The organism is Porphyromonas sp. COT-052 OH4946, from assembly GCF_000765965.1.
GTDB classification, from domain to species: domain Bacteria; phylum Bacteroidota; class Bacteroidia; order Bacteroidales; family Porphyromonadaceae; genus Porphyromonas; species Porphyromonas gulae.
This window is the reverse complement of sequence record NZ_JQZY01000017.1, coordinates 57,245-76,329: the sequence shown is the minus strand read 5'-3', so window position 1 is coordinate 76,329 and position 19,085 is coordinate 57,245. Positions and strand designations below refer to the sequence as shown.

The 19,085-nt window shown below is 49.7% G+C and carries 14 protein-coding genes; 12 read left to right on the top strand and 2 right to left on the bottom strand.

The window, feature by feature from the left end; all coding sequences use genetic code 11:
- Positions 1 to 50: 50 nt before the first annotated feature.
- The gene (locus HQ50_RS07610; protein ID WP_039419680.1) at positions 51 to 1,910 is read right to left on the bottom strand and encodes an oxaloacetate decarboxylase; all 1,860 of its coding nucleotides are present in this window, start codon (positions 1,908 to 1,910) and stop codon (positions 51 to 53) included.
- A gap of 708 nt (positions 1,911 to 2,618) precedes the next feature.
- On the opposite strand from HQ50_RS07610, the gene rimP reads away from it, so the two are divergent.
- From rimP to sufD, 7 genes are all read left to right on the top strand, one after another.
- Positions 2,619 to 3,077: a ribosome assembly cofactor RimP gene (gene rimP / locus HQ50_RS07605; protein ID WP_018964794.1), complete on the top strand. Its 459-nt coding sequence runs from the start codon at positions 2,619 to 2,621 to the stop codon at positions 3,075 to 3,077.
- Positions 3,078 to 3,124: 47 nt separating this feature from the next.
- Positions 3,125 to 4,468, top strand: coding sequence for a transcription termination factor NusA (gene nusA / locus HQ50_RS07600; protein ID WP_039423210.1), 1,344 nt, complete (start codon positions 3,125 to 3,127; stop codon positions 4,466 to 4,468).
- A 92-nt stretch (positions 4,469 to 4,560) separates the two neighbouring features.
- A complete protein-coding gene (infB, locus tag HQ50_RS07595) occupies positions 4,561 to 7,494 on the top strand; it encodes a translation initiation factor IF-2 (protein ID WP_039429452.1) in 2,934 nt (977 codons plus the stop codon).
- 24 nt (positions 7,495 to 7,518) lie between these two features.
- On the top strand, positions 7,519 to 8,010 hold the full coding sequence (locus HQ50_RS07590; RefSeq protein WP_039429450.1) for a CvpA family protein: 492 nt from the start codon (positions 7,519 to 7,521) through the stop codon (positions 8,008 to 8,010).
- A 33-nt stretch (positions 8,011 to 8,043) separates the two neighbouring features.
- Positions 8,044 to 9,495, top strand: a complete 1,452-nt coding sequence (gene sufB / locus HQ50_RS07585) for a Fe-S cluster assembly protein SufB (protein WP_039429448.1) — start codon at positions 8,044 to 8,046, stop codon at positions 9,493 to 9,495.
- A gap of 39 nt (positions 9,496 to 9,534) precedes the next feature.
- Positions 9,535 to 10,287 (top strand): Fe-S cluster assembly ATPase SufC, encoded by a 753-nt coding sequence (gene sufC, locus HQ50_RS07580; protein WP_004583906.1) that lies wholly within the window; start codon positions 9,535 to 9,537, stop codon positions 10,285 to 10,287.
- Between the two features lie 6 nt (positions 10,288 to 10,293).
- Positions 10,294 to 11,637 carry a Fe-S cluster assembly protein SufD gene (gene sufD / locus HQ50_RS07575; protein WP_039429445.1) on the top strand — a complete coding sequence of 448 codons (1,344 nt, stop codon included), beginning with the start codon at positions 10,294 to 10,296 and terminating at the stop codon, positions 11,635 to 11,637.
- A gap of 423 nt (positions 11,638 to 12,060) precedes the next feature.
- On the opposite strand, the gene HQ50_RS11425 is transcribed toward sufD, so the two are convergent.
- Positions 12,061 to 12,216: a DUF1661 domain-containing protein gene (locus tag HQ50_RS11425; protein WP_152566908.1), complete on the bottom strand. Its 156-nt coding sequence runs from the start codon at positions 12,214 to 12,216 to the stop codon at positions 12,061 to 12,063.
- 562 nt (positions 12,217 to 12,778) lie between these two features.
- Between HQ50_RS11425 and tyrS the strand changes: the two genes are divergently transcribed.
- The 5 genes from tyrS to HQ50_RS07550 all read left to right on the top strand — a co-directional run bounded on the left by tyrS (position 12,779) and on the right by HQ50_RS07550 (position 19,078).
- Entirely contained in the window at positions 12,779 to 14,071 is a 1,293-nt protein-coding gene (tyrS, locus tag HQ50_RS07570) for a tyrosine--tRNA ligase (RefSeq protein WP_039429443.1), read from the top strand.
- A 19-nt stretch (positions 14,072 to 14,090) separates the two neighbouring features.
- The gene (locus tag HQ50_RS07565; protein ID WP_018964801.1) at positions 14,091 to 15,158 is read left to right on the top strand and encodes a glycosyltransferase family 2 protein; all 1,068 of its coding nucleotides are present in this window, start codon (positions 14,091 to 14,093) and stop codon (positions 15,156 to 15,158) included.
- Between the two features lie 230 nt (positions 15,159 to 15,388).
- Positions 15,389 to 17,182: an arginine--tRNA ligase gene (argS, locus tag HQ50_RS07560; RefSeq protein ID WP_039429442.1), complete on the top strand. Its 1,794-nt coding sequence runs from the start codon at positions 15,389 to 15,391 to the stop codon at positions 17,180 to 17,182.
- 4 nt (positions 17,183 to 17,186) lie between these two features.
- A complete protein-coding gene (mnmA, locus tag HQ50_RS07555; RefSeq protein WP_039429440.1) occupies positions 17,187 to 18,272 on the top strand; it encodes a tRNA 2-thiouridine(34) synthase MnmA in 1,086 nt (361 codons plus the stop codon).
- A gap of 41 nt (positions 18,273 to 18,313) precedes the next feature.
- Complete coding sequence (locus tag HQ50_RS07550) at positions 18,314 to 19,078, top strand: exodeoxyribonuclease III (RefSeq protein WP_039420187.1); 765 nt, start codon at positions 18,314 to 18,316, stop codon at positions 19,076 to 19,078.
- The last annotated feature ends 7 nt before the right edge of the window (positions 19,079 to 19,085 follow it).

The window sequence follows — 19,085 nt, the reverse complement described above, 5'->3', positions numbered from 1 at the left end:
CTCCACGACAGCCTTTGTTCCTAATCGAATACCGCGTGTCTTAGTGCGGATTAGCCCTTCTTGGCCGACTTGGTAATGCGCTTGCGCGGCTCAGGCATGGTCTCTACACGAACGATATGCTCATTGGCACCCTCCCACATGATTTCCTTCTCGGCTGCACGCAGATAAGCGATCTCATCGCCTTTTTTTACCACAGTACCTTGTGCCACTACCTCTGTAATACGGCCGGTAAATGTACAATAGACCTTCTCGATGTAGCCGAATTGGTTCTCGATATAGCAGAACGGCTGGCCGGTACGATATTCGGCACCGATAGCCGGAGCGATGGATGGCTCTTCCGTATCGATTTCCCAATAGAGTCGTCCGGAGCAGGGTGCCACGATCGGATCGCATCCGGCGCGCTTGGCTTTTTTGATGTCTTCGTCGCTATATCCCTGCTTAGCCATGCGGTCGGCTTTGGCTTTGTCCAGATCGGCATTGAAACGCTCCTTGGCTACACCGCTCTTATAGTCGCGATACTGACGGTCGTGCATGGCAAGCTCGAACAGCTCTTCGTCGTCCGGGCCATACTCCCAGCCGTTCTGATCCATTTCCTTGCGGAATTCGTCCAAGGCGTCAGGATAAAATTGCTGAGGATCGGCATCCGAAAATTCCATTCCCTTCTCTTTTGCCAAAGCGATGATCTCCGGATCGAGTTTGCCGGGCAAACGACCCGATTTGCCGAGGATCATACCCCATGTATTCTGGTCGATGGCTTGCCAACGCCCTTCGCCCCGGATCATGTTGTACACGTTCATCAGGGCAACATTCTTCACATACTGGCTGAAAGGAGTTACCAGCGGAGGATAGCCGAGGCGCGGCCACACATATTCTACCTCTTGGAAGAGACGTACCAGCAGCTGATCTATGGTCATCTCCGGTTCGCCCTTTCCTTTGAGGAACATATTGATACCTGCATGTACCCCTTTCAGGTCGGCCATCATAGATCCCATCATACCGCCGGGGAGACCGCATCCCACGAGCAGTGAGCTTGTTTCTTTGTTCGACGGATCCATGAAATAGCCCAAGAAGTCGTCTATAAACTCCTGTGTCAGGCTTCGGGCTTTCATGTAGGCATCCATATTGATCTCCGGCACTTTGAAGCCGGCATCCTTGAGCATCTGCTGGATGGTGATCACGTCCGGATGCACCTTGCCCCAAGAGATAGGCTCCATAGCTACGTCGATGATGTCAGCCCCATTCTCGCATACCTCCAGCATGGAAGCGACAGAGAAGCCGGGGCCTGAGTGGCCGTGATATTCGATGATCACATCGGGATGCTTGGTCTTGATGGACTTCACCAGCTGACCGAGGAAGTGAGGACGCCCGATACCGGCCATATCTTTCAGGCAGATCTCCGGTGCTCCTGCTGCGATCAGCTCATCGGCCAGATTGGAGTAGTACTCCACTGTGTGTACGGGAGAGAACGTGATACAAAGCGTAGCCTGCGGGATCATACCGGCTTCCAGTGCATATTTGATGGATGGAATGATATTGCGAGCATCATTCAGACCATCGAATATACGCGTGATGTCCACTCCTTGGGCTTTCTTCACTTTGTACATCAGGCGACGCACATCAGCCGGCACGGGGAACATGCGAAGGCCGTTGAGTCCGCGGTCCAGCATATGGGTCTGAATGCCCGCTTCGTTGAATGGCTTGGTGAAGGCGCGCACAGCTTTGTTGGGGTTCTCTCCGTACAGGAGGTTCACCTGTTCGAATGCCCCCCCATTCGTTTCCACTCGCGCAAAGCAACCCATCTCCACGATAACCGGAGCGATGCGTTCCAATTGATCTTTTCGCGGTTGGTACTTACCTGACGACTGCCACATGTCGCGGTACATCAGACTGAATTTGATTTCCTTCTTCATATTGGTTTCAAGTGATTTCGTGTTGTGTATTTGACTTCTTCCTTTATATAAATACCGACTGTGGTATGCTAAACCACAAAAACAAAGGTATCAAATAATTCCATAGTTAATCCGCCCAAAATAAATTTTTCTCCGGTCCCGTGCCAATGAGGTTAGAAGCCCTTGGTTCATCCATTTGCAACCACTTGGACGCAAATAGCCGTATACCCCCTAATCGTTTGGTAAATAGGCCATAAGCCGATCCGCCACTGCCCGATGGTGCGATGTCGGAGCAATTGCTTATCGGAGAGGACGCGTCGGCTTGTTTTTGGCACCGCAAAACGGAGAATTGCCGAGCCTGAAATCTCAGAAACTCGAACGAAAAGAAAATTTTTTACAGGCGAGATTTTTTTGCTTTTGGTCTAACTTCTGATCTTTTTTCGCGCCATGTTTTTCAGCTCCATAAGCAGGCATTTTTCTGCACCGCAATTATAGGAAAGCGGGTTTCGCTCGTCTACCCAAAAAGTTTTCGACAGTGAAGGCTACAGCACGCATCTGCCCACGCTATATATAAATAGGTGTACGATGCTGAAAAATAGCAAAGACAAGCTATTTGTTCCATAGTAAAAAAAGATTACCTTTGCAGCTGTTACGGATGGATGGAGGAGGCGACCCGATCAAGGTTCCTCCTTTTTGTTTATCCCAATGTCTAAGTAAGTACAGAGCGAGATGATAGACAGAGAACAAATCGTTCGGATCGTTTCGGACTATCTGTCCATAGGGGAGACTTTCCTCGTGGAGGTGGCGATACATCCGGGCAACAGAATCGTCGTAGAGCTGGATAGCGCACGAGGGGTCTGCATAGATGAGTGCGTAGCACTGAGTCGGCACATCGAATCCCAAGTGGATCGGGATATAGAGGACTACGAACTGGAAGTAGGCTCGGCCGGACTGACGTCTCCTCTGAAAGTGATGCGCCAGTGGGAGAACTGCATCGATAGCGAGCTGTCTGTACTGCTGACCAATGGGATGAAGGAGACCGGTCGCCTTGTTGCTGTCACTCCCGAAGCAATCAAGCTGGAGGTGGTGCGCATGGTGAAGCCGGAAGGAGCCAAGCGCAAAAAGCCTGAAACTCAAGAGCTGACAATAGTCATGGCCGACATCAAACAGGCCGTGCGCGTCATATAAGCAGTAATAAAAAAAGAATCAAGAGAATACACCATAAAGAGAGTCCTATGGCCAAGAAGCAAGAGACGATCAGCATGATAGAATCGCTGGCAGAATTCAAAGAGCTGAAAAACATTGACAAAGAGACGATGATCAACGTCCTGGAGGATTCCTTCCGGAATGTTCTGGCAAAAATCTTCGGATCGGACGACAACTTCGACGTAATCATCAATCCTGAGAAAGGCGACTTCGAAATATGGCGCACCCGTCAGGTAGTAGAAGACGGTGCCGTAGAGGACGAAAGCCGCGAGGTGTCTCTGTCGGATGCTCACGAGATTGACCCCGAGGCGGAGGTCGGGGAGGAAGTAACGGACTCCGTGAACTTCGCTTCCTTCGGTCGCCGTGCCATTCTCAATCTTCGCCAAGCTCTCTCCAGCAAAATTATGGAGCTTCAGAAGGAAAACCTGTTCAATACATTCACGGAACGTATCGGGCAGCTCATTTCGGCTGAAGTATATCAGGTATGGAAGCGCGAGGCTCTGCTCATTGACGACGATGGCAACGAACTCCTGATGCCGAAGAATGAGCAGATCCCAAGCGACTTTTTCCGCAAGGGTGAGACTGTTCATGCCGTTGTGGAGCGCGTGGAGAATACCAATAACAATCCCAAGATCATCGTATCGCGTACGAGCGGAGAGTTCCTCAAACGGCTTTTCGAGCTGAATGTGCCCGAGATTGCCGACGGTTTGATCACCATCCGCTGCGTAGCCCGTATCCCGGGAGAGAGGGCCAAGATGGCCGTAGAGTCTTACGACGACCGTATCGACCCCGTAGGAGCCTGTGTGGGTATGAACGGTTCGCGCATACGAGGCATCGTACGCGAACTGAGAGGTGAGAATATCGACGTTACGCAGTACACAACGAACACCGCCCTCTTCATCCAGCGAGCACTTAGTCCGGCACGTATATCTTCGATTCGCCTGCTCGAAGCAGAGCATAAGGCCGAAGTATTCCTGCGTCCCGAAGAAGTGCCTTTGGCCATCGGTAAGAATGCTTCGAACATCAAGCTGGCATCGGGGCTGACGGGTTATCAGATCGAAGTGTTCCGCGACATAGACGATATGGACGAAGAGGACATCTATCTGGACGAATTCAACGACGAGATCGACCAGTGGATCATCGACATATTCAAGAATATCGGCTGCAACACGGCCAAGAGCGTACTCAACAAGAATAGGGAAGATCTGATCAAGGAGACGGATTTGGAAGACTCCACGATAGACTATGTACTCGGAGTCCTGAGTGCCGAATTTGCCGATGAGGATCAGGTGACTGATGACCAAGGTGCTGATTCGGACGATTTGGACGATATGGACAATTTCTCTGCGGAAGACGACCTGAAGCAAGAGTAAGAAGAACAAAAGCGATCTCCTCCCCATCCCTCATCTCATAGTACAATCCTCACAAAAGTGCAGCATAAATCACAGAAGAAGAAAAGGTTAGTATGTCAATAAAATTATTCAGCTTAGCTAAAGAGTTAAATGTAGGAGTAGGCTCCCTCGCCGGCTTTCTTCGGAAAAAAGGCTTCGATGTGGAGGACAACAATCCCAATGTTCGCATTGAGAATGAAGAGTTCGATCTGCTGCTGACCGAATTTGGCAAGTCGCTGCCCAAGGGTGAGACCGAGCGCATTCGCAAGAAATTCGTCAAGCAAAAGCAAGGTGCTCCTGCATCTGCTCCGTCCGCCAAAGAGGAAACCGCGGGGACGGCAGCGAAAGAAGCTCAGGTAATAGCTACGGAAGTACCCCAGGACATGCGACCTCGCTTCACGATCAAAGGGAAAGTAGAGACCGAAAAGCCAGCTGCACCGGCTCCTTCGCCCAAGGGCAAGGAGCCTGACATCGTGCGTGAGGACAAACCCGCCAAAGAAACTGCACCTGTAAAAGAGGAAACAAAGGTCGTTCCCGTCAAGGAAGATAAGCCCAAGGAAGAAAAACCGAAGCAAGAAGAGCCTAAACGGGAAGAACCCAAACGGGAAGAACCTGTACAGGTAGTTCCTGTAACCAAGCCGGTCGAAAAACCTGCGGAGAAACCACAGCAGCCAGTCGTGACACAGAAACCTCAAGAAGCCGAAACTCCTCCTGCTCAAGAGATGGAGAAAAAAGAAGACACCGAAGAGGTTTTCCGCCTCAAAACCAATACGCAGGAGCCTCAAGTAAAGGTAGTCGGAAAGATAGACCTCTCTTCGATCAATTCATCCACACGTCCCAAAAAGAAGACGAAGGAAGATCGCCAGCGTGAGCAGAACGATGCCGATGGCAAGAAGAAACGCAAGCGCATCAACAAAGCTGCCGTAGATGTCAAGAAAGAGGCGGCAAAGGTGAGTGGGGAGCAGGGCAAACGTAATGCCGGAGGAGGAAGCCATCCGTCCGGCAATAAGAACAACCGTACGACTCAGCAGCAGTCCAATGCTTCAGGAGGTCGCAAGAACAACAAGCGTCAGTCTATCCCTCCCAAGGTGGAGATCTCGGACGAAGATGTACAGAGACAAGTAAAAGAGACGCTGGCACGCCTCACGACGAAAAAGACAAGTACCACGCTCGGGCGTGGAGCCAAATACAGGAAAGACAAGCGTGATGCGGCTTCTCGTGCAGCTCAGGATGCCATGGAGCTGAACAGCGAAGAGCAGCACACACTGAAGCTGACCGAATTCGTTACCGTAAGCGACCTGTCCAATATGATGGACGTCCCCGTGAACGAAGTCATCGCCACCTGTATGAGTATCGGCATGATGGTGGGGATCAATCAGCGTCTCGATGCCGAAACGATCAATATCGTAGCCGAAGAATTTGGCTTCAAGACGGAGTTCGTCAGCGCGGATTTGGTAGAAGCCATTGCTCCCGAAGAGGATAATGAGGAAGACCTCGTAGCCCGTCCTCCGATCGTTACGGTCATGGGACACGTAGACCACGGTAAAACTTCATTACTGGACCGCATTAGGAATACGAATGTGATCGAAGGGGAAGCAGGGGGTATCACCCAGCACATCGGAGCCTATGGTCTGAAACTTCCCAGCGGCCGCCGTATTACATTTTTGGATACGCCGGGACACGAGGCCTTTACGGCTATGCGTGCCCGTGGTGCGAAGATTACGGATATTGCCATCATTATCGTTGCTGCTGACGACGATGTGATGCCACAGACTGTCGAAGCCATCAATCATGCTTCGGCGGCAGGTGTACCGATGGTATTTGCTATCAATAAGATAGACAAACCGGCTGCCAATCCGGAGAGGATCAAAGAGCAGCTTGCAAACATGAACTACCTCGTTGAGGACTGGGGTGGCAAATATCAAAGTCAGGAGATCTCGGCCAAGAAAGGCCTCAATATCACCGAATTGCTGGAGAAGGTTTTGCTCGAAGCAGACATTTTGGAGCTGAAAGCCAATCCGAACCGCCGTGCCATTGGCTCCATCATCGAATCTTCTCTGGACAAGGGAAGGGGTTATGTCTCTACCGTCATGGTACAGAACGGTACGCTCAATATGGGCGATGTGGTGCTGGCCGGTACCTGCCACGGACGTATCAAAGCCATGTTCAACGAACGGAATCAGCGCGTGAAGCAAGCGGGACCGTCCGAACCGGTGCTTATCCTCGGTCTGAACGGTGCACCGGCTGCCGGTGATACTTTCAATGTATTGGAGACGGAGCAGGAGGCTCGCGAAATAGCTAACCGCCGAGAGCAACTCCAACGCGAGCAGGGACTGCGTACGCACAAGATACTCACGCTCGAAGACATCAGCCGTCGCCGTGCGATAGGCAACTTCCAAGAGCTTAATCTGATCGTCAAAGGTGACGTGGACGGCTCGGTAGAAGCCTTGTCCGATTCGCTCATTCGCCTCTCTACAGAGGAAATCCAAGTCAATGTCATCCACAAAGCAGTGGGACAGATTTCCGAGTCGGATGTGGTGCTTGCAGCTGCTTCATCTGCCATTATCATCGGATTCCAGGTTCGTCCCAGCGTAGCTGCTCGCAAGCAAGCGGAAACCGATGGCGTAGAGATCCGTACCTATTCTATTATCTACGACACGATCGAAGACATCAAGTCTGCCATGGAGGGTATGCTTTCGCCTGAGATCCGCGAGGAGGTCACCGGCTCTCTGGAAGTATTGCAGACCTTTAAGATCAGTAAGGTCGGTACGATCGCCGGCTGTATGGTCAAGGAAGGTAAGGTCAAGCGAACAAGCAAGGTTCGTCTCATACGCGACGGTATAGTGATCCACACCGGAGAGCTTGGCTCTCTGAAACGATTCAAGGACGATGCCAAGGAAGTGGTAGCCGGACTCGAATGTGGTCTTAATCTGGCTCACTCGAACGACATCCAAGATGGTGATATAATCGAAGCTTTCGACGAGATCGAAATCAAGAAGACTCTCTAAAATCGAACCGACGGGGTACCACCCATGAACGCGATCGATTTAGCCATACTGATAATAATGGCGATAGGATTACTGAAAGGCCTGTTTGATGGTATCATCAAACAGGCAGTTTCGCTTATAACCATAGTCGTTGCCACGTATGGCTGCACCTTATTAGCCGTTCCCATAGAGACGTGGATCGGGCCCTTTTTCGGCCTTTCTCGAGGCGTGGCTCATACTTTTGCTTTGATCATTGGGTTTCTGGCTATTTTGATTATCATCCCGATGGTCGGCAATAAGGTCTCGAAAATCGTTGGCAAGACTCCTATCGGCTTTCTCAATCACTTGGCCGGCGGAATAGTCGGGATAGGTATAGCAGCTATTCTGATGAGCTATCTTTTCCTGATTGCCGACAATGTCTTTTCAAGAGATGGAACAGACAGCGACAATCCGTCCCTCCGCAATACTTCGATGCTGTACGACCATGTAAAAAACATAGTCCCAACCTTTAGCCCCCATCGGCTGTTTATGAATTGAAATCCGTAAAGAGCTTACTCAGAGACTTCAAATATGCAAGAGAACAATAACAATAATATATTGGATGAGGTTACAGGCAGTGAATATAAATACGGCTTCGTAACCGACATCGAAACAGAAACTATAGGACGCGGGCTTTCCGAAGACACTGTCCGTCTCATATCTGCGAAGAAGGAAGAGCCGGAGTGGCTTCTCGAATTCCGCCTGAATGCCTATAGACACTGGCTCACCATGAAAGAGCCCGACTGGGCACACCTCAATATCCCACCGATAGACTACCAAGATATTATCTATTACGCCGCTCCGAAAAAGAAAAAGGGTCCCAAGAGTCTGGACGAAGTGGATCCCGAACTACTGAAGACATTCGACAAGCTCGGCATTCCGCTCGAAGAGCAGAAGATTTTGAGCGGAATGGCTGTGGATGCTGTGATGGATAGCGTATCGGTGAAAACAACTTTCAAGGAAAAACTGGCAGAGAAGGGAATCATCTTTTGCTCTTTCAGCGAAGCCGTAAAAGATTTTCCCGATTTGGTCAAGAAATATCTCGGTACGGTCGTTACCAGTAAAGACAATTTCTTTGCGGCTCTCAATTCGGCCGTATTTAGCGACGGCTCCTTTGTGTATATCCCCAAAGGCGTCAGATGTCCGATGGAGCTTTCTACCTATTTCCGAATCAATGCGGCCAATACAGGGCAGTTCGAACGAACGCTGATCGTTGCCGATGAGGATTCTTATGTGAGCTATCTTGAAGGCTGTACGGCTCCCCAGCGAGATGAAAATCAACTTCATGCTGCAATCGTGGAGATCATTGCCGAGACCAATGCGGAAGTCAAGTATTCTACGGTACAGAATTGGTATCCCGGTGACAAAGAGGGCAAGGGCGGTATCTACAACTTCGTCACAAAGCGAGGTGTCTGCAAAGGCGATAATTCCAAAATATCCTGGACACAGGTCGAGACAGGTTCTGCCATCACCTGGAAATATCCCAGCTGTGTCCTGCGTGGCGACAATTCGATAGCGGAATTTTACTCCGTAGCCGTTACCAATAATTTCCAGCAGGCAGATACGGGTACGAAGATGATCCATCTCGGCAAGAATACCCGCAGTCGTATCGTATCGAAAGGTATATCGGCCGGTTCCAGTCAGAACAGCTACCGCGGATTGGTCAAAATCTCCAAGAATGCGGTCAATGCTCGTAATCATTCGCAATGCGACAGCCTACTGCTTAGCGACCACTGCGGTGCTCATACATACCCTTATGCGGATGTCCAAAACGACACGGCTATCATCGAGCATGAAGCTACGACATCCAAGATCAGCGAAGAGCAGATATTCTACTGCAACCAAAGAGGAATCAGTACGGAAGAGGCCGTAGGTCTGATCGTCAATGGTTATGCCAAAGAAGTGATGAATAAACTGCCGATGGAGTTTGCCGTAGAGGCACAGAAACTACTTAGTATCTCTCTGGAAGGATCGGTCGGATAGAGATCTCTGCAATCATTTCAAAATAAAAAACACTCAAGTATGCTTAAGATAAAGAACCTCCACGCCACAGTACAGGGCAAAGAGATATTGAAAGGGATCGATCTGGAGATCAATGCCGGAGAGATTCATGCCATCATGGGGCCTAACGGATCAGGAAAAAGTACACTCTCTTCCGTTTTGGTGGGACATCCCTCCTTTGAAGTCACGGAAGGAGAGGTGACATTCAATGGAATCGATCTGCTCGAACTCGAACCGGAAGAACGTGCACACCTCGGACTCTTTCTCAGCTTCCAATATCCGGTTGAGATCCCGGGCGTCAGTATGGTGAATTTCATGAGGGCAGCTGTCAATGAACACAGGAAAGCGATCGGAGCAGAACCCGTATCGGCAAGCGACTTCCTCAAGATGATGCGCGAAAAACGTGCTATTGTGGAGCTGGACAACAAATTGGCCAGCCGTTCTGTGAACGAAGGCTTCTCCGGTGGAGAAAAAAAGAGAAACGAAATCTTCCAAATGGCTATGCTCGAACCCAAACTGGCTATTTTGGACGAAACCGATAGCGGACTCGACATCGATGCTCTCCGCATCGTAGCCGGTGGGGTGAACCGACTCCGCTCTCCGGAGAATGCTGCTATTGTAATCACCCACTACCAGCGTTTGCTCGAGTATATCAAGCCGGACTTCGTACACGTCCTTTACAAGGGGCGCATCGTCAAGTCGGGAGGAGCCGAACTGGCTCTCACGCTCGAAGAAAAAGGCTACGACTGGATCAAGGAAGAGATAGGAGAATAATCGGATATGAAGGTAGAAGAACAATATCTGCAACTCTTCCGAGAGAATCGCGAAGCAATAGACAGCCACTCTCCCCGAGTGCTCAATGAGCAACGGGAGAAGGCGTCAGTGGCTTTCGCCTCGAAGGGGTTGCCTCGGTATGGCACCGAGAACTATCAGCGTACCGATTTGTCTGAACTATTCGGTTATGACTACGGAGTAAACCTGAATCGTGTCAATTTCCCAATCAGACAGAAAGAAGCTTTTCATTGTACGTTGCCGGATTTGGACACGGACCTTTGCTACATTGTCAATGATGCGTACGACAACGAATGGAGTCGCGTATCCGAGCTGCCGGAAGGAGCATTTGTCGGCAGTCTGAGCGATTTTGCCCTCAACCATCCGGAGATAGCAGCTCGTTATTATGCTCAAGCCGCTGCACCTGATCACGATGGCATCATTGCTTTCAACACGATGTTTGCTCAAGATGGATTCGTCATATATCTGCCGGATGGTGCTGTACTGAAGAATCCGATCCAGCTTGTACAACTGCTCAGAGCCGACATGGAGATCTTCGCTAATCGTCGGTTGCTCATCGTCCTGGGCAAAGATGCCGAAGCCTCTCTGCTGATATGCGAACACACCCTGGATACACATTCTTTCCTCGTAACGGAAGTTGTAGAGATATTCGCTGCGGAGAACAGTCGATTTGCCTTGTACGATCTTGAAGAAAGCAGCAAAAACACCAAGCGTATAGCTTCAGTCCATATACGTCAAGCTGAGAATTCGAATGTGACGATCAACTGCATGACGATTCACAACGGTCTGACACGCAACAACTACTACTGCCATCTTGAAGGGGAAGGGGCTGATCTGACCTTGGGTGGAATGGCCATTGCCGAAGGGAAACAGTATGTCGATAACTACAGCAGGATAGAGCACCTCGTTCCCAACTGCCAAAGCAACGAACTCTTCAAATACGTTCTCAGCCGGCAGGCGCAGGGAGCTTTCTCCGGACGAATCTATGTGGCGAAAGGGGCACAAAAAACGGCAGCTTATCAGAACAATCGTAACCTCCTTCTGGATGATACGGCTCGCATGTACTCCAAGCCGCAGTTGGAGATCTATGCCGATGATGTGAAGTGTTCGCATGGTATGACTACGGGGCAGCTGGACGACGACGCTCTCTTCTATCTGCGTCAGCGCGGCATTCCTCTGGCTGAAGCCAAGACTATGCTTAGCGTGGCCTTTACCGATGATGTAGTCAAGCTGGTTCATATCGAGCAACTTCGTGAACGTCTGCGCGACATTATCGAACATCGGTTCCGCGGAGGCTGCATGCGGTGCGGCTCCTGCAATATCTGCTACTAAAAATACTTTTGTCTCGTCCTACAAAAGCTTTACAGCTATTAGGACAAGAATAAATTTTTCCCTGATCCATCAGCAGGCCCGACCTTGCTGATGGATTTGTTTTTTCGGAGGGGAGGTCGAGCTACGCCCTACAGCTACTTGACCTACGCCGTAGAGCGTACCGAGCTACGCTCTACAGCTCTTCGAGCTACGCTGTAGGGCTTGTCGCGTCGGGCTCTACGGCTCAGCTCGGCCACCTCTACGGCTCGCAGAGCGGAACTCTACGGTTCGGCTCGCTACGCCGTAGAGCATACTTCGCTGAGCCCTACAGCGTAGCTCGAAGAGCTGTACGGGATAGCTCATCATCCTCTACGGAATACCGCTATAATCCTTGTGGTATAGTTAGTCGTCAGTTCGATCCAGCCCCGACTTCCCTATTTGCACTTAGATCGAACTGACATCTCTGATCTTAATGCGGTAAAATCTGTCACTTCGATAAATTACGAACCGAAAATGCCCGGATTGTGGTCTGCGAATCCTGAGAAAACGGCGCGAGAATTTTTTCGCTTTGGCGCGTAAAAATTTTCCCTCCCGAGCCAAAACGTAAAAAAAATACGCGCCACACTTTCATGGCTGTAAAGCCGGCAATTTTTGGAGCCTAAACCATCGCAGGGGGAGGGCGTAGCGATGTGTACTTTCTCGGACTTCCGAGTACGGGTTCAGGCACTGTATTGAGCCGGTTGCCCCGGTGTCTCAGGTATTGGTTGTCTTAGGGCGAAAACGCCGATTGCAGGGCATTAAGTCGCCCCGGCTCTTAACAGTCGGCATAACCTATACCAACCGATCGAAACCTCTCTTCGAAGCATGGCTCGCAGAGAAAGAATAACTCTCTAAAGCCGGCTTTCGGCCGGTTCCCTCTGCTCCTGAGGTACAGATAATAATGGACTATACTCGTATTGAATGTCAGTTCGATCTAAGTGCAAATAGGGAACTTGGGGCTGGATCGAACTGACGTTATCGTTCAGGCAATAAGGTTTGCGACATCCTCGTTTGGTTTAGGAATGGCAATATATGCATTATGCTTACCTTTGCTCGTCAAGGAGCCGCAACCGCATGGCTGTAGGCTTCGGATGCATTTCCAAAATACACATACGACAAACAAATGAACTTTGTAGAAGAACTGCGTTGGCGGGGTATGATCCACGATATTATGCCCGGTACAGAGGAACACTTGAACAAAGGTATGACGTCGGCATACGTCGGCATTGACCCTACGGCTGATTCGTTGCACATCGGGCACCTCGTGGGTGTGATGATGCTGCGCCATTTCCAGCGTGCCGGCCATCGGCCCATCGCTCTTATAGGTGGTGCTACGGGAATGATAGGGGATCCTTCGATGAAGTCGGCCGAACGAGTTCTCTTGGACGAAGCCACTCTTCGGCATAATCAGGACTGCATCAAGCAGCAACTGGCCAAGTTCCTCGATTTCGATGGCGATGCACCCAATGCCGCGAAGCTCGTGAACAATTACGATTGGATGAAGGACTATTCTTTCCTCGGTTTCATTCGGGACATCGGCAAGCATATTACCGTCAATTATATGATGGCAAAGGATTCTGTGAAGAAACGCCTTAGTGCCGAGAGCAGCACCGGTCTGTCCTTTACGGAATTCTCCTACCAGCTTCTGCAGGGCTACGACTATCTCTATCTATATCGGAATGAGGACTGCCGCTTGCAGATGGGTGGTTCGGACCAGTGGGGTAACATTACCACCGGAACGGAGCTTATCAGGCGCAAGGACGGAGGAGAGGCCTTCGCCCTTACTTGTCCGCTTATTACCAAAGCCGACGGTGGTAAGTTTGGAAAAACGGAGAGCGGCAACATCTGGCTGGATCCTGCCAGAACTTCTCCTTATGCCTTCTACCAGTTCTGGCTCAATGTGAGCGATGCCGATGCCGAAAAGTATATCAAAATCTTCACGGGACTGAATCAGGACGAGATAGCAGAACTGGCAAATCGTCAGGCCGAGGCTCCGCATCTACGCCCCTTGCAGAAGAGATTGGCAGAAGAGATCACCGTCATGGTACACAGTCGTGAAGCCTATGATGCTGCTGTCGAAGCCAGTGAGATCCTCTTTGGCAAGAGTACTACAGAGCAATTGCGCAAGCTTGACGAGGCCACTCTCCTCGATGTCTTTGCCGGTGTGCCGCAGTATCATGTGGAGCGCAGCAGGATAGCCACGGGAATTTCATTGGTCGATTTGCTGGCCGATGCTACCGATATATTCCCGTCCAAAGGTGAATTGCGCAAGACGGTGAAAGCCGGCGGAGTGAGCCTGAACAAAGAGAAAGTAGCCGATGCGGAACAGACGGTAGGGGAGGGCGACCTCTTGTCCGACCGCTATCTGCTGGCGCAAAAAGGCAAGAAAAGCTATTATCTGATCATCGTGGACTGAATACACGGATAGCGCATTCATGAAACTATCCATCGTTATTGTCAATTATCGTGTTCCGTATTTCTTGGAACAGTGCCTTCTTTCCGTACGAAAGTCTGCCCAAGGGATTGATACGGAGGTATGGGTCGTAGACAATAATTCGGGGGATGGTTCGGTAGAGTATCTTCAAGGTCGTTTTCCCGAAGTTCATTTTGTGGCCAACGAAGAGAATGTAGGCTTCTCTCGTGCCAACAATCAGGCTATCCGTCTCAGCAAGGGGCAATATGTGCTCTTGCTCAATCCCGATACCCTTATCGGAGAAAGTACACTGCGTACAGTGGTGGACTTTATGGATTCGAAGCCTAATGCGGGCGGACTGGGCGTAAAGATGCTCAATGGCCATGGCCGCTTTTTGCCTGAGAGCAAGCGCGGATTTCCTTCTCCATGGGTGTCCTTCTGTAAGTTGTCCGGGCTTAACCGACTCTTTCCGCATTCGTCTCGTTTCAATCGCTATCACCTCAGTTATCTCAGCCGTGACGAGGTGCACAAAGTAGAGGTGCTGTCCGGTGCTTTTATGCTGATGCGTCGGGAGGCATTGGATAAGGTCGGGTTGCTCGATGAGCGTTTTTTTATGTATGGCGAGGATATCGACCTCTCTTATCGCTTGATATTGGGCGGATACGACAACTATTACTATCCGACTCCTATTCTTCATTACAAAGGAGAGAGTTCGTCGGTCACCGATGTTAAATATCTTCGTTCGTTCTATGGGGCGATGGGTTTGTTTTTCGATAAATACTATAGAAACAAGATGAACCCGCTGCTTCATGGACTGATCAATGTCGTCATCAAAGCGCGTACGGCCCTTGCCTTGATGCTTCGTGGTCTGAGGAAGACTCCGGTGGCAGAGAAACCTGCCAAAATATTCTATTGGCATCCTTCTGAGGGAGAGGCTGCTATATCTGCCTATCACGACCGCAGCCATATCCTGATCAATACTGATGAGGTGACTTGCGATCGCCTCCTTCTGACCATGGAGAAGTTGGCCGATAGGAAGCACACCTTTCATCTGACGAATGATACTACAAAAAGGGTGATTTCACCTTGACAGATATCCCTCCGAAGAGGGAAATCCCAACTGTTTTGAAAGAAAGAGGTTGTGTGTGATCGTATTCGGATCACCCCATGGCTGTATTTGCCTTTATTCTTTACCTCTTCGGATGCGCTTTTGGCTTTGTGATCAGTCTGACCTTCTCTTAACTTGGAAGGCAATAAAAAGCCTACCTTTGTGTACATTTAGATTAAAAGGAAAAAACAGATAACGACAATTAGAAATATATGTCCATCCTGCAAAAATTGGAGAATAGTGCTGCAGCAGCAGTGAAAGCCCTTTACGGAACAGATCCTATGGAAGGGCAGATTCAATTACAAAAGACCAAGCGCGAATTCAAAGGACACCTGACTTTGGTGGTTTTCCCTTTTGTCAAGATGTCTCGAAAAAGTCCCGAAGCGACTGCCACAGAAATAGGAGAATGGTTGCTTGCAAACGAGTCGGCAGTATCTGCCATCGAAGTGGTAAAGGGCTTTCTCAATCTGACCATTGCTCCGAGGGTGTGGTTGGAGTTGCTGAACGAGATCCGAGCGGACATCAACTTCGGTCATAAGGTCGCTACAGAGGATAGCCCGCTGGTAATGGTGGAGTATTCATCTCCGAATACCAATAAGCCGTTACACCTTGGGCACGTACGTAACAACCTATTGGGTTATAGTCTTTCCGAGATCATGAAAGCCAATGGCTATCGTGTGGTCAAGACTAATATCGTAAACGACCGAGGCATTCATATCTGTAAGTCCATGCTCGCTTGGCAAAAGTGGGGAGATGGTGTAACGCCGGAGAAGGCCGGTAAGAAAGGTGATCATCTGATCGGAGACTTCTATGTCCTTTTCGATAAGCACTACAAAGCCGAACTCAATTCCCTTATGGCTGAAGGTAAGAGCAAAGAAGAAGCCGAAGCCGCAAGCACCCTCATGGCTGAAGCTCGTGAGATGCTACGATTGTGGGAGGCAGGAGACGAGCAGGTCGTCGATCTCTGGCGTACGATGAATCAGTGGGTATACGACGGATTCGATGCCACATACAAGATGATGGGTGTAGACTTCGACAAGATATACTATGAATCTGAGACCTATCTCGTCGGCAAGGAAGAAGTGCTGAGGGGTTTGGAGGAAGGCTTGTTTGTCAGACATTCGGATGGTTCTGTGTGGGCGGATCTGACAAAGGATGGCTTGGATGAAAAATTGCTTTTGCGTGCTGATGGTACATCGGTGTACATGACACAGGATATAGGTACGGCCAAGATGCGTTTCAATGACTATCCTATCAACCGTATGATCTATGTAGTCGGCAATGAGCAGAACTACCACTTCCAAGTCCTGTCCATCCTGTTGGATCTTCTTGGCTTTGAGTTTGGCAAAGGGCTGGTACACTTCAGCTACGGTATGGTGGAGTTGCCCGAAGGGAAGATGAAAAGTCGCGAAGGTACAGTCGTTGATGCGGATGATCTGATGGATGAAATGATCAGAACAGCTGCCGAGATAGCTGCCGAAGCCGGCAAGGCGGCAGAAATGGACGAAGAGGAAGCTCGTGAGGTAGCCCGTATCGTAGGCTTGGGATCTCTCAAGTATTTCATCCTCAAAGTAGATCCGCGTAAGAACATGACTTTCAACCCGAAAGAGTCTATTGATTTCAATGGCAATACGGGTTCTTTTGTCCAGTACACTTATGCACGTATTCGTTCGCTGATGCGGCGTGCAGAGGCTGCGGGCTATGACATCCCATCTCAGCTGCCTGCGGACCTTCCCCTGAGCGAGAAGGAGGAGGCTCTGATTCAAAAAGTGAGCGAATATGCTGAGGTTGTCAGTGAAGCCGGTCGCTCTTACAGCCCTGCTCTTATAGCAAACTATATATACGATTTGGTGAAGGAGTACAACCAGTTCTATCACGACTTTTCGGTGCTCAAGGAGGAAGATGAACGTGTCCGTGCATTCCGTCTGGCTCTTTCCGAGGTTGTAGCTCTCACGATGCGGAAAGGTTTCGCTCTCCTCGGCATCGAGATGCCCGAAAGGATGTAAGCAGATGAATGTAGCAGCATTGGTGTCGGGAGGAGTGGACAGCTCCGTAGTCGTTCATCGTCTTTGTGAGGAGGGATATAAGCCTGCTATCTTCTACATCCGGATAGGAATGGAGGATAAGGATGGTTATATAGATTGTCCGGCAGAAGAGGATATAGAACTGACGACACTGATTGCACTTCGCTATGGGTGCCCCTTTGAGGTAGTCGATCTCCACAAGGAGTATTGGGAGCGTGTGGTCAGTTATACGGTGGAAACTGTTCGCCGGGGATTGACACCCAATCCCGATATGATGTGCAACAAGCTGATCAAATTCGGCTGTTTCGAAGAGCGTTGGGGTTACCAATTCGATCGAATCGCCACAGGACATTATGCTACGACCGACATCCTGAACGGAAAGACTTATCTGGCTACAGCCAAAGATCCAGTGAAGGACCAAACGGATTTTTTGGCGCAGATTAACTTCGCTCAAATATCCAAACTCATGTTTCCCATTGGCCATCTGTTGAAGTCCGAAGTGCGTGCTATTGCCGATGCTGCCGGATTGCCGAGTGCCAAAAGAAAAGACAGTCAGGGTATTTGTTTTCTTGGAAAGATAGACTACAATGACTTCATAGAACGTTATCTGGGAAAGAAAGAAGGCCGGATAATCGAACTGGAAACAGGGAAAGTAATAGGCCGCCATCAGGGTTACTGGTTCCATACGATAGGGCAGCGCAAGGGATTGGGACTCAGTGGAGGGCCTTGGTTCGTAGTCAAGAAAGATATCAAACGTAATATCATCCTCGTTAGCAGAGGGTACGACCCTGATACCCAATACGGCAAGACGATAGAGATGGAGACCTTCGACTTCATTACCGAGGATGCCTATGATGCAGGGTATTGGGATCGGGAAGATGCTACACCCGTGACGTTCAAGATCCGGCATACACCCGAATTCACACGCGGATTGCTTTATAAGGGCGAAAAAGGCTATCGCCTTGAGAGCGAAGATCGAATCCAGGGTATTGCTCCCGGGCAATATTGTGTGATCTACGATGAAAACCACCATCTCTGCTACGGAAGTGGTATGATCACAAAAGGGAGATAACCAGTTTCCTAATTATTTGGATAGTGTAAACATATAGAAGAATGAAAATTATCAGTTATAATGTCAATGGCCTTCGGGCTGCGATGAAGAAAGATCTGATCGGTTGGCTTCGAGAAGAGAATCCCGATGTGCTGTGCCTGCAGGAAACCAAGATGCAGAATGACCAGTTCGAAAAAGAAGAATTTGAAGCATTGGGCTACCGCTCCTATCTTTTTTCGGCCCAAAAGAAAGGATATAGCGGTGTCGCCATCATCACAAAGCATCAGCCTGATCATATAGAATACGGTATGGGTATGGAAGAATACGATGCGGAAGGTCGTTTTATCCGTGCCGACTTCGGCGATCTTTCTGTCGTGAGTGTTTATCATCCATCCGGGACGAGTGGCGATGAGCGTCAGGCCTTCAAGATGGTATGGCTGGAGCGTTTTCAGTCCTATGTCAATGAACTCCGTAAGAGCCGCCCTAACTTGATTCTGTGTGGCGACTACAATATCTGTCACGAACCTATTGACATTCATGATCCCATCCGTAATGCCAAAAACAGCGGCTTCCTTCCGGAAGAACGCGAATGGATGAGCCGTTTCTTAGCAGACGGATATGTCGATACTTTTCGTCATACTCATCCGGAGTTAGTCCTATACTCTTGGTGGAGCTATCGGTTCCAAGCACGCAGCCACAATAAGGGCTGGCGCATAGATTACTGTATGGTGACAAACAATCTGACCGACCGAATAAAAGGTGCCGACATATTGAATGAAGCCGTCCACTCGGATCACTGTCCGGTAGTCTTGGAAATAGCTGAATAATCACATC